Origin of the sequence: Paenibacillus sp. E194, assembly GCF_000935845.1 — a bacterium.
GTDB classification, from domain to species: domain Bacteria; phylum Bacillota; class Bacilli; order Paenibacillales; family Paenibacillaceae; genus Paenibacillus_B; species Paenibacillus_B alvei_B.
Genome location: NZ_JMDX01000063.1, coordinates 15,149 through 27,406, shown reverse-complemented (window position 1 = coordinate 27,406; position 12,258 = coordinate 15,149). Strand labels below are relative to the sequence as shown.

At 39.0% G+C, this 12,258-nt stretch carries 16 protein-coding genes and 1 pseudogene; all 17 read left to right on the top strand.

Translation table 11 applies throughout. The features are described from left to right. Positions 1-278: 278 nt before the first annotated feature. The 17 genes and pseudogenes from AZ66_RS32555 to AZ66_RS11165 all read left to right on the top strand — a co-directional run bounded on the left by AZ66_RS32555 (position 279) and on the right by AZ66_RS11165 (position 11,904). Positions 279-515 (top strand): hypothetical protein, encoded by a 237-nt coding sequence (locus tag AZ66_RS32555; protein ID WP_231586828.1) that lies wholly within the window; start codon positions 279-281, stop codon positions 513-515. Continuing rightward, positions 502-735 carry a hypothetical protein gene (locus tag AZ66_RS11240; protein WP_044354934.1) on the top strand — a complete coding sequence of 78 codons (234 nt, stop codon included), beginning with the start codon at positions 502-504 and terminating at the stop codon, positions 733-735. The genes AZ66_RS32555 and AZ66_RS11240 overlap by 14 nt, the downstream gene beginning before the upstream one ends. 291 nt (positions 736-1,026) lie before the next feature. Then, a complete protein-coding gene (locus tag AZ66_RS11235; RefSeq protein ID WP_044354933.1) occupies positions 1,027-2,004 on the top strand; it encodes a phosphotransferase family protein in 978 nt (325 codons plus the stop codon). 260 nt (positions 2,005-2,264) lie between these two features. Beyond that, the gene (locus AZ66_RS11230) at positions 2,265-2,480 is read left to right on the top strand and encodes a hypothetical protein (RefSeq protein WP_021257708.1); all 216 of its coding nucleotides are present in this window, start codon (positions 2,265-2,267) and stop codon (positions 2,478-2,480) included. Between the two features lie 132 nt (positions 2,481-2,612). After that, positions 2,613-3,524, top strand: a complete 912-nt coding sequence (locus AZ66_RS11225; RefSeq protein WP_231586827.1) for a serine hydrolase domain-containing protein — start codon at positions 2,613-2,615, stop codon at positions 3,522-3,524. A gap of 39 nt (positions 3,525-3,563) precedes the next feature. After that, positions 3,564-4,487, top strand: coding sequence for a DUF7638 domain-containing protein (locus AZ66_RS11220; protein ID WP_044354940.1), 924 nt, complete (start codon positions 3,564-3,566; stop codon positions 4,485-4,487). A gap of 75 nt (positions 4,488-4,562) precedes the next feature. Beyond that, on the top strand, positions 4,563-5,081 hold the full coding sequence (locus AZ66_RS11215; RefSeq protein WP_044354932.1) for an NUDIX hydrolase: 519 nt from the start codon (positions 4,563-4,565) through the stop codon (positions 5,079-5,081). 224 nt (positions 5,082-5,305) lie between these two features. Then, positions 5,306-5,794 (top strand): cysteine hydrolase family protein, encoded by a 489-nt coding sequence (locus AZ66_RS11210; protein WP_044354931.1) that lies wholly within the window; start codon positions 5,306-5,308, stop codon positions 5,792-5,794. 722 nt (positions 5,795-6,516) lie between these two features. After that, positions 6,517-6,804, top strand: coding sequence for a hypothetical protein (locus AZ66_RS11200; protein WP_044354929.1), 288 nt, complete (start codon positions 6,517-6,519; stop codon positions 6,802-6,804). Between the two features lie 65 nt (positions 6,805-6,869). After that, positions 6,870-7,317, top strand: a pseudogene (locus tag AZ66_RS11195) (VOC family protein). Positions 7,318-7,698: 381 nt separating this feature from the next. Then, positions 7,699-8,478: a GNAT family N-acetyltransferase gene (locus AZ66_RS11190; RefSeq protein ID WP_052648476.1), complete on the top strand. Its 780-nt coding sequence runs from the start codon at positions 7,699-7,701 to the stop codon at positions 8,476-8,478. A 46-nt stretch (positions 8,479-8,524) separates the two neighbouring features. Further along, complete coding sequence (locus AZ66_RS11185; protein ID WP_021257699.1) at positions 8,525-8,941, top strand: VOC family protein; 417 nt, start codon at positions 8,525-8,527, stop codon at positions 8,939-8,941. Between the two features lie 11 nt (positions 8,942-8,952). Further along, the gene (locus AZ66_RS11180) at positions 8,953-9,426 is read left to right on the top strand and encodes a GNAT family N-acetyltransferase (protein WP_231586826.1); all 474 of its coding nucleotides are present in this window, start codon (positions 8,953-8,955) and stop codon (positions 9,424-9,426) included. Between the two features lie 117 nt (positions 9,427-9,543). Next, a complete protein-coding gene (locus AZ66_RS11175) occupies positions 9,544-10,050 on the top strand; it encodes a GNAT family N-acetyltransferase (protein WP_044354926.1) in 507 nt (168 codons plus the stop codon). A 215-nt stretch (positions 10,051-10,265) separates the two neighbouring features. Further along, complete coding sequence (locus tag AZ66_RS33750) at positions 10,266-10,781, top strand: CPBP family intramembrane glutamic endopeptidase (protein WP_082061540.1); 516 nt, start codon at positions 10,266-10,268, stop codon at positions 10,779-10,781. Between the two features lie 15 nt (positions 10,782-10,796). Beyond that, positions 10,797-11,312 (top strand): GNAT family N-acetyltransferase, encoded by a 516-nt coding sequence (locus tag AZ66_RS11170; protein ID WP_044354925.1) that lies wholly within the window; start codon positions 10,797-10,799, stop codon positions 11,310-11,312. 58 nt (positions 11,313-11,370) lie between these two features. Next, positions 11,371-11,904 (top strand): YfiT family bacillithiol transferase, encoded by a 534-nt coding sequence (locus AZ66_RS11165; protein WP_156159951.1) that lies wholly within the window; start codon positions 11,371-11,373, stop codon positions 11,902-11,904. Positions 11,905-12,258 lie beyond the last annotated feature (354 nt).

Here is a 12,258-nt window from a genome sequence, read left to right as displayed (position 1 = left end):
CTTGGGGAGCATTACTCTCAGATTCTGAATAATGTTCAAGGTGAATTTGTTCGATTATCAAGAGCTCAGCATCTCGAACTTTTGCGAAATAGAGTTGGTATGCTAAAGAACCTAAATGATTGGGCAGCCTATTTAGGTCCAGGGAAAGAAAATCAAGAGGCCTTTTCTTTATCTTAGAGCGGTTCCATCTAAATCACCGGGTCGCATTCTCGGATTCAGACGATGTAGAAATAACAAGTATAGAGCATGATTTAATCAAATTAGGAGCTAAGTGTTTATTGCTGACTATTTCCGACGATATAGTCGAGGAAAGAATAAAAAGTAGAAACCCTGAGGTTTGGATTAACAAATCAAGGGAAGAAATCGATCTGGCATGCAAAGAATTGATTGATACGCAAAATAGTCTTAGGATTCAAGCGTCTAAGTCAATGGTACCGACAATCGAAATAAATACGGATAATAAAGAATGGGACAAGTATGCAGGATTAATCATGGAAGACAATGACTTCGCCTGACTATCCCACGATTATGCTATACATAGAAATAGAAGGTATTAATGGATTTATTCAATTAATCAAAGAGATACAGGTTGTTAAGGATAATAACGATTGGGCTTACTTTGAAAGTATTGCTGGAGATTTTGGGATAGAAGGCTTTAATACTATCAATTTGAAAGTGATGGCTGAAGTTGCGATGAATGTGTATCACAATATATCTGCAGAGGGTAACAATTGATAATTGCGAATATGTGGCCACAAGAATTTCCTAAAAAATTTAATAACAGGGGTTGAGCACATGGCTATTTATTTACCACCATTATACTGTGGGTACGAAGCCAAATTGAAATTAATTAGAGACCTTATTTGGAAGGATTTATTTGTACCTAAGGATAAGGAATGCAGAGTTGTTAACGTTAAGACTAAATAATGAAGAATTTATAGAGCATATGAAGATTCTTTAAGCAGAATTTCAAAATAGAAATTAGAACGAGATATTCGATCAACTAAGTGAACAGGAGTGCACAAGGTGAAGGAATTATGGGAGAGATCAAGTAAAAGCAAAAATATGCATATCGAATATGAGACTCTAAATCGTATGATTAGCCAAGTTTTCAGTGGCAAACGACTCATAAAAGCTGAAAGAACACAAACAGGACTTAGTAATGGTACCTATAAAGTTGAGATTGAAGGCTCTACTACACCCTACTTTTTGAGGATCATTGCAGGCGGTTCAGATATAGCTTTAAAAGAAAAAGCAATCGCTGAGAGAGTACGCGACGTCGTGCCAGTTGCCGATTATATATATCTGGATACCAGCAGAAAGTTAATAGAATATGATTGGGCTTTAATGGAGTGGAAAGAGGGAGTGTTACTGCGTGATATTCTGCAAAGAGGAGAAGAACGCCAGATTGCAAAAGTTGCGGAATCTGTCGGCAGTGTACTAGTTCGTATTCATAGTCATACTTTTGAATGTCCCGGTTTTTTTGCAAGGGATCTGTCCATCGCTACTCCATTAAACATGGATGCGAACGAATATTTCTCTTTTATTTCTGAAAGCTTGGATAATGGTGCAACTGGACATTGGCTGGGAGCGGAAGTGACGGAAAAGGTTCGATCATTCTGTGACTCTCACCGTTCGCTATTATCCGAAATTCATGAACCGCCAGTCCTCGTTCATTCGGACTTCAATGGTTTAAACCTTATGATGATCGAAAAGCCAAATGGGTTCGAAGTATCGGCGGTATTGGATTGGGAGTTCGCTTTTTCAGGAAGACGCTATGTTGACATCGGGAATTTGCTTCGGTATGAACACGACAATTCCTTGTTCGAACGTCATTTTATAGAGGCATACCGGGGTTCAGGTGGATTCTTGAATGAGAATTGGGTTCTATTATCTAAGCTGGAGGATTTGATTGCCTTGTGTGATTTACTGAACCGTTCGACTCCAGAAATGCCGAACAGAATCGCGGATTTAAGACAGCTTATCATACGGACGATACAGTAAATGATAATAACTTCCTTGTAAGCCGAAGTATATTAGAAATTATCGAATTGAACAGAAATAGGTGATGACTGGTGAGAAAAGCAACGCATGAGAAGTATCAAATCTGATAGAAATTTTTAGTGTACTAGAAGTAGAAGAAATCGAAAATCCCAACTCAGTATTTACAAACGTGGGGATTCTAGATGTATATCCTAAATGCTTATCGGTTGAAGATGCGGCCATGTTGCTAGGAGCAGATCAATGAGCGGCCTAAGGAATGGTTGGACGGATTTATCGATTATTATACGAATCAAGGATTTGGCAAGATGCAAGGACTTTCAGGAGTTGAGGGGACTATTCAAGCTCTTCAAGAAAGGAAGAATATTGAACTTGAGATTTTTAATCTATTGAAAATGAATAAGCGGAAAATCGATAATTCTCAATTTGATCTTGATAAGTGTAAAGAAGAGCTAAGAGAAATCCTTAATGAGCTGTAAAGAAACCTGCACTGACTAAGTTTGTAGAAGTACATGCAAATGTAACACCTAGGTGCTTTTCAAAAAGCGAATTAGTAGAACACACGACATAATGACCACAAATCCTAAAGATAATAATCGGAGGTCACCGTTATGACAGCAACAACAATAATTGATAACAGGTTTATGCCGTTAATTTCATATACAGAAAAAGCGGGAGAAAAGTTTGGCTCTTCTGCTGCTTCGATTGTGATCATTCAGGACAACAAAGTGTTAACAGAATGGTATGCGGGACAGCATCATTTTAAAAAAGGTGCTCTCGCCGTATCAACCGATTCGATGTTTAACTTATATTCACTAAGAAAGACATATGTCGGGCTTGCTACAGCTATTGCGGTTGTAGAGAACAAGTTGTCCGTAGACTGTAAGGTTTCTGATGTGCTCACGAATACACCTGACTATGAGTTGGGCAGCACGACAATAAGAGATTTAGCAACCAAGTCAGGGGCTAAATATTTTGGGCCAAACCGTATTGAGCATGAGGAAGTAGCGTGCGATCTCATAAGAGAACTGACGGGATATAATATTGCGGAGCTCCTTACAGAACGTATATTCAAACCGATGGAGTTAACGGATACGGAATGGGTTTCGGTACCGAAAGAGAAATTAGTTTGTGATTTTCAAGCTGCAGATGGTTATGCGTCTGTTCGAATTGAGTCCAATGAGGGGCATGAGAGAAATCTGTATTCAAGCGCAAGGGATCTGGCACAGTGGGGGAATTTACATCTCATTAGAGGTTTCAAAAATCATATTCAGTTAATACCTGCTGACGTATTCACGCTCATAGAACAATTGCGGATTGATACGGAGGATAAGAAGCGTATTTTTGGATGGTACTATCAGGAGAAGTGGTATTATGCATCGGGTGCAGCAGGTTGCCACTGTGTAGTTGTGCCAAAGTATCATGCAGTGGCGGTACGAATGTTCAATAAATATACGGAGGACTACACGGAAGATCAGAGTTCTTTTAATCAAATATTCGATAATTGCCTTCAAGGAGTCTAAAAGAAAATGAAACAATAAATGGTCGAGGGTGTGAATCATATGCAGAAAATACGAAGAACAAAAGTGGTAGAAGGTGTAACTGTTCCTGGGATCATTAATAATGGTGGTTCTTATTTTTATATTAATGTTGATGTTTATGAGGATGGGATGTCAAATTGCTGGGAGCTTGTAGATATGAAAGGGCTTCAGGAAAAGCTTCGTTCTGATTGGTTAACTCCAACAATCCCAGAACAGGAAGAACTCTCTATACATGGTCTAGGAATGTATACCGTTCAAGAAGCCGAATGGAAATTTGATAAGCCCGCATACTACAAGCACATAGAAAGCAAAATTAAAACGATTAATCCTGACTTCGAAAATATCTATGAAATCACTTCTTGGCAAAAAGAATTGGCGGAGAAACGACGAATTACGTACTCGCCTACAGCCATTAATTATTATGTTGTTCGTGAAATGTTCTATGAAACAATAACTGGTGATGAGTTCTCTATCTTCATGAAGTATGAAGATAACAATTATTTAGTAAATCTTGTTGTTTACGAGAATGGGGCAGTGGTTTGCTATTTCCAGGAGGATGAACTGACTTATCGTATAGAGGAGATTGCTGAGCTTTTTAGAAATGGCACCTTCTTCACTGACTTTAATGAACCAACAAAAGTTATGTTATCTGATTTAGGTGAAGTAACCTTCTCACAAGCTATTTATCCAACAAATATTGAGGATAAATATAACGAGCTGATCGATATGTATAAAAAAGTTAAAGGCGAGAAGACATCTCTAGAAGAATGTAGAGAAGCATATTACCAATATCTAGAGGATCCGATTGAGTTTTACCGCCAAAATCTAAAAGTAAAATATGAGCTTGTACCAGAGCATGAGAGAATGTACTTAGGTGATATGGACAGTAAGGATTGGGATTATCAGAGAATCATCTACAGACCCGACGAGAAGCGTGAAGTGTAATTGAGCAGGTACAAGCTATCGAAACACTGCAAGTGATATACGGAGAGTATGAAAGAGTACATATGTAGGGAATACATGCATGAGAATGAGGAGCTAGTTTTCCTTCCTTCAGGATGGTTGTTGAGCAATGCGGTAGGAATATACAATCATGTAAATAAGGCGCTGAGTGATATGGATAAAGAAATGGCATATGGAGGAATTGTATTTAATACAGAAGGTAAAGTGCTCATGCGAAGCCCGAAGAATCATTGGGGTGGATATGTATGGACATTTGCAAAGGGAGGCCCGGATATAGAAGATATGACTCCCGAAGAAACAGCAAGAAGAGAGGTGCAAGAAGAAACGGGGTATACATGTATTATTATAGCTTCAGTTCCTGGGGAATTTGAATCGGATACGTGTAGGACAAAATATTTCATGATGGAACCAACAGGCATGGTGACGGAGCATGATGCTGAGACTCAAGAGGTACGCTGGGTTGATGTAGCAGAAGCTTTTGAGATGATTCAACTGACAAAATCTATTAATGGAAAAAACAGAGACAAGAGTGCTTTAGAAAGTGCAATAAGAGTAAGAGAAGCATTGAAAAGATAAAGGGATTTTTGTATCGTGATTCCCTGTGGTGAAGTGGTAGTAGGGCTACGCGTTTGGGTCTATCCTCCTTTGGATTTAGGATGTATAATCATGGAAGCAGCGCAGAAAAACAGCGCCTCAGCCTAAGATAAAAGCTATCTAGGGTTGGGGCGTTTCGCAAATTCAATCGTTTTATGAATGTGTGTTACATTGCTCCATAAATATACTTCGAAGGAGTGTCCTCGATGAAAATTGGATTTCTTGTCATTGATATGCAGGCCATTCACCTGCAAGACGTCGAAGAGAAAGTTGTAAACAGAGCATGCGAGTATATCAATTATGTAGCGGGTATGATTCGTTCTCATGATCATGTTGTCATACATATTCAGGACATCGAAGTAATTACTGAAGCAAACTCTGAAGTGTATCGTACGATTCCGGAAATTGAAATTCAAGATCAGGATATCATTTTGACAAAAGAGAATCCCAATGCTTTTTGGGATACAGAACTTGAGCAGATTCTCAAGAATCATGATATTGAATTCATCGTCCTGGCAGGGTATGCGGCAGAATATTGCGTATTGTTTACCTATAATGGCGCTCGTGAAAGAGGCTTTAATGCGGTAATATTACAAAATGGAATTGTAAGCAGACATCAGGATGTAATCACATCAACGTATAGAGATCGGGATATCATTTCGTACCCTGTAATTCAATATATGATCAGTAAATGAAATAAGGGTATTTAATGACTGCCCGACCGAAATTACTGCAATTCATAATAGTAGAGGGAAAAATGAAACATATTGTTTGGTTCGGATTGAATTTATGTCTAATCACTTTGATTTTCGTTGTTTCTATTTTTGCTTTTTCCTACTTTATACACGCAGAAGAGTACATCACACAATCCGCCGCCTTCATTGATGCTCAATTAAAACCTACTAGAGATGCCGTTATGTTTACTGTGTTATTTATAAGTTCTGGCTTCCTTTTTATATCATTATCTAAATTTCAATTGGGGACATATGTAAGTAAATTGCTTACTTCATTTTTGATTATTTTCCTTCATGTAATATTCATATTATATGGACTAGTGCTCTTCGAAGCAGCGTTTCCATTAACCGTAATGAGATTGGTCACAGTGATTGTGGGATTAATTGTTATTATAGTAAGCATTTTTGATTTATTAAGAAACACGAAAAACAAATGAGAAAATTATTGCAAACAACCATGGAAGGTTAAGTGCTACAGTGATCTCGGCACTTACACCGTGTTGATTAACTGCTCCTTGATCTTAGTAGGTAATATTGGGGAAGTTGGACAGGCATCTAATCATGCAAGACTATTTTGCGAAGCCACACAGCAGTGTGTTACTTTAAGCGTTCCAGATTGATGGATACAACAACTCAATAGGACTAAACGGCTATTAAGAAATCCAAGAAAGACGGTAATTGTTATGGCATTCTGTATTGAATTCAAATTAATTGAAATGAACGATAACAAAGCCACCTATGTATATGGGGATTGTTCAGAGAATTTTGAGGGGATATTTGAATTAGAGTTAGAAAAGTTATTCACTGGTGAGATTCCTAGTGATACGAGCATGACACAAATAGTGAAAGTAATTCGACCCTGCTTAAGTGACGGAGCTTATCAGCATAAAGCAAACAGGGCATTTAGTAAGATCTATAAGCATTATAAAGAGACAGGAACCTATTTAATAGAAGGTGGCTATTATGCATAGCACAGAATTAGGGAAATTACTGATATGACAAATTAAATCATCATAACTCTAAGGAGATTAACATCATGATTCAGAACTTATATGAGACACATTTGCAAGTGAAGAACCTAGGTAGATCGATTGAATTCTATAAGAATCTAGGTCTTGAACTATCTTTACTCGTTGAAGAAAGAAGAGTTGCCTTTTTCTATCGGGAAGGATCGCCAATTGCTTGGGCTATGGGAAGTTCCGGAGAGTAATGAGGTGCAAAGAAGACATTTTGCATTCGGAACAGATGTGGAGTTATTAACAGGTGCAATTGACTGGTTAAGGGAAAAAGGGATAGTGCCGATTCATGCTCTTGGCAAAGAGCCAACGGAACCGATTGTACATACATGGATGCCAGCGGCAGCCATTTATTTCAATGATCCTGATTATAATGAACTTGAACTGATTGCATGGCTGCCAGATCAGCCTCAAGAAATCGGATATGTACCTTATTTAAGTGAGTGGAATGAAATCGTGAAAGCATGATTCCCTATAAGGGCTCGATGATTACTGATGTTGTTTTTGAGAATTTACTTTTTCGTATCCATACAGACTCCGAGATATATAGTCGATTTTGTCACCCTATATTGACTATCCTGATTGGGATAGCAATAAATATAATTTATTATATTTTTACAATCATAATTGAAGGTAAAAAGGTTCATTCTGGATGAACTTAGGCCATTACCTCAGATACAAATAACGCCCCAGTCCGAGATAATAGCTATCAAAGGCTGGGTCGTGTTGTATTTACAGCACCAATAAAGTCAATTAAGAAGTGAGGCTGCTAATGGTAATAGTAGAGGCAGAAAATAGAGAAATATACTGAGATTAGTCGGTCACATATCTCCACAAGCTAGAGAATTTGTGAGCGAAGCATTTCATGCACAAGCGGTATCCGTCTTTCATTATAGTCGAACGGAAGAAGTTCATGGTGTATTTTGTGCAGCTGAGAATGATGATTGCACGATTGCGTATGTTTCCTTTCTAAAAATGTCAATGAACGAATCAACCCTCATCCTAGGGTTAATTGCTGAAACAATCCGGACGTTCTTGGCGAGAGTCGATGGTAAGGAACTTTGCTTTAATGTATATGGGGAAAATGAAGAGGTCATTGCGTTTATAAGAAGCATCGGATTTCAATCGGATATGGAAGGTTATCATCTCATATATACCAAGACAGAATTACCAACTATGCTGCCGTCACAATTGATTGAAAAGCAGTTTGAACCATCCATGCTGCAAGCTTTTATTGAATTATTTGATCGGGGATACTTCCAATTACAGCTGGAAGAGGGTCAGATAACGGATTGGCATAGCTCTAATCAGGTAGAGTTCCTAAGCATGCTTCAAGATAAGACACGCAGCGATGAACTTCGTTCATTTTGGCTAGAGAATCAATTGATCGGTTCCTATCTCATCCATAACAATTACATTCAAGACTTGGTAGTGAATCCAGATTATCAGAATTGTGGGTATGGCGGTGTGATATTGGCACACTGTGTTGCACATATGAGAATGAACAAGGGGATAGATAATGTTTGTCTGCGTGTGGCGAAATCCAATTGGAGAGCTAAACGATTCTATGAACGAAATCACTTTGAAGAACTGGCCAGTTTTGCAGAGCATACTTACATTCCAGGTTAAGCAGAAACAATGTGGTAAGTGATAAATTCTAGCTGAGGGAGCATGTATGAATAAGACATGGTCGAAGAAGATGCCTGCTGTTCAATTTCGAGTTGCAAGGCCTACCCATCAATTACAGAAGATTGTTGAATTCTACTCGGAAGGTCTTGGTCTCGAAGTTGTAGGTTCATTTGAAAATCATAATGGCTACGATGGCGTCATGATCGGTCTTCCTGATGTTCACTATCATTTGGAGTTTACACAGGAAGTACATGCAGTGCCCGTACCGCCACCCTCTTCAGATAATTTGCTGGTGTTCTATATACCAGACGTACAGGAACGGGATGATATCGTTTCTAGATTAGTCTCCATGGGCTACCCTATTGTAGAACCAGAAAATCCTTATTGGCAGCAAAATGGGATAACCATTTGTGACCCAGATGGATGGAGAATTGTGTTGCAAAATGCGACCGGGCTTTCATAAGGCGGATGGAAATGAGAGATGTAGTTATGATCAGTTTAGTCCCGACTACTCGTGAGAACTGGAAAGATGCATTAAACTTGCAAGTTCAAGCACATCAAAACCATTTTGTCCCATCAGTAGCAGTGTCTTTGGCCAAGGTACATATCCGTCCAGATGGCGATGAGTATGAATATTTTCCATTCTGTGTGTATAATGCGGAGAATAGTTTAGTGGGCTTTGTAATGATTACGCTAGATGATACAACAACCCAGTCCTATTGGCTAAATGGATTGATCATTGATAAAAATGAACAAGGTAAGGGATATGGAAAGGAAACGATCAATTCTGCAATTCGTTATATTAGAGAAAATTACTCGCAAAGCGAGTGTGTGAATCTAACAGTATGTGTAGATAATGTAGCAGCCAGAAGGCTGTATGAAAAGATCGGTTTTTGTGAGACTGGGGATGTATATGATGATGAGATTGTTTATCGATTCACATTTTAATTACATCGAAAGATAAATGAAGAAAACGTTGAACGAATCTAAGATGCGCTTAGAAATTGTGACTAAGTGAACAGTTAAATAGACAAAATGGCATTTCGAGAGAAATGGGGCACGAGAATGAATATACGAGTTCTTCAAGAGAGTGATGCACAGGCCTATCAGGAGCTTAGATTAATAGGGTTGCGGACAAATCCTGAAGCATTTGGTTCTACTTATGAGCGGGAAGCGAATTTCACACTGGAAACGGTAATGGAGCGAGTCAAACCAAGTAAGGACAAATTTGTGATAGGTGCGTTTGATGACGAAGGATTGTTAATAGGAGTAGCTACTTTTGTACGAGAGAATGGGATGAAAACTGCCCACAAAGGAAATTTGTTCGGGATGTATGTGAGAGAAGAAATGCGTGGGAAAGGGGTATCGAAAAACTTGTTGCTTGCTTTAATTGCGAGGGCGAGCGAAATCGATGGCGTAGAACAGATCAATTTAACAGTGGTATCGAGCAATGAACCAGCTAAGAGGCTGTATAGCTCGGTCGGATTCCAGACCTATGGCATTGAGCGCCGTGCCTTAAAATATAATGGGCAATATTTCGATGAAGACTGGATGGTCTTGCAGCTGCGTTAAGAGTATCTAGCAACCACTGTGAATGGCTAACGAAATAATATTGTTCCTCATGTCGATCGGATTGTGACCATAACTTAGATGGAAGGTGTGAAGAGCATTGTTATTGGCGATTGGCATATCTCTGTTATTGACGTTCTCTTTACATAATCGTTCAAAGCATATTAAAAGTAGTAACTCGAGTTGATGTCGAGAAATCAACAATCATTTTTTGGGGAATGACCGTAATTGTAGTATCCGTAATATCTCTATGGTATGGGGAGCAGTATATTTACAAAATACCAGAACGCGTCATGCCAGTGATGACATTATTCTTCATTGTTGCAATAGTAAATGTATTCTTGGCTCAAAGGTCAGGATATCGTCCGATCGGGATTTACGATACCATTCACTTTTGCTTATCTTACCCTCTGCTTGAAGAGATGGTGTTTCGAGGTTTGGTGCTTCCGCTATTAAGCAGCAGCTTGCCCTCAAGCTCATCCATAACCATATTGGGGTTATCTGTTACTCCTGCTGTTCTAATATCAGCCTTTCTTTTTGCAATCTGCCACCTTCAATATTATAGGTTGTCACGCATGAGTATCCGATTTATGATCTTTGCATTTTCTGGCGGGATTTTCTTGGGAATGATCGCTGATCATACCCACTCCATATGGTTGCCTCTTATGCTGCATATCGAGTTTAATGTACTAAGTGTGTATTTTAGCAGAAGAAGAATATCGGTAGGCAGTTGAAAAGGAGAATTACAGATGATATACCCAGAACTAGAAACGGAAAGATTGAATATGCGGGAATTAACTATGGAAGATGCGGATGCCGTATATAGACATTTTTCCATCCCAGAAGTTACGAGATTTATGGATATTGGGGTGTGCAAAGAGTTAACAGAAGCAGAAGAGATTATTGCTTTTCATATTCATGATTCAGGTTGTCGATATGGACTGTTTAGCAAAGAGAACAACGAACTAGTTGGGACATGTGGCTATCATTGCTGGTCTACAGTGGAACACGAAAGTAAAGCTGAAATCGGTTTTGATTTGTCGCCGAAATACTGGGGAAGAGGACTGATGCAGGAAGCTTTGCTGCCGATTATTCGAGTGGGATTTGATATCATGAAGCTTGATTATATAGAAGCGACAACGGAAGTAGATAATATTCAATCGCAGAGGCTGCTGAAGAAAATGGGATTTGATCAAGCGAGTCAATTGAGGGACAATCTCATGTATTTTACATTAAGAGCAGCTATGGATTCATCCAAGTCGTAAGCTGTTGATGTTCACTTACGATGTGAGTAGTATGCAGTGAAAATAGGAGTGATCCATTATGAATCAATTGGATAAGCGGTACCCCATTGGAAGATTTGAGCACACCGGAGAGATTTCGTCTTCGCAACGCGATCTTTGGATCAATGAGATTGAAGAGTTCCCTGACAGACTGAAGGATGCCGTAAGAGACTTATCTGAAGAGCAGTTAGACCTGGAATATCGCGAAGGTGGATGGAAAATACGCCAAGTTGTACACCATCTTGCAGATAGTCATATGAATAGTTTTATCAGATTTAAACTTGCTCTAACAGAAGATACACCTGAGATTAAGCCCTATTATGAAGAACGATGGGCTGAACTGCCGGACTCGGTACATTCAAATATCCAATTATCGATTCAGTTGCTCGAAGCATTGCATCAGAGATGGGTTGTGTTATTACGATCGTTATCTGAGGCCGATTTCCAAAAACAGTTTTACCACCCGGGTTCCAAAGAAGTAATCCGATTAGATTATAATGTGGGAATATACGCTTGGCATGGCAATCATCATATTGCCCATATTACTGGTTTAAGAAGAACACAGAATATATAAGTGCAATTGATGCAAGAAGACGAAACGTATCCAAGTAACCGTACTATCGGGTTATCGGGGTGCGTTTTTTATTTGAAAGAGGAAAATGTGAGTGAAGATCGAACATGTTCTACAGGAATATAATGGGTAACAATGGCCAGTGGTGTTGCCACTTCATGGAGGACGAATATGGAACTGTTGGTTGTTGGTGATGTACATGGTTGTTTGCATACATTTTCTAAGTTGATTCAGGAACATTGGAACAGGGATAAACAAGTATTCGTGCAGCAACACGTTGAATATCGATACAGGGGCATATCGCCCTGTTGGGCTTACAGCAGTCAAAGTGAACCAAGATGGCGAATAGAAGAAATC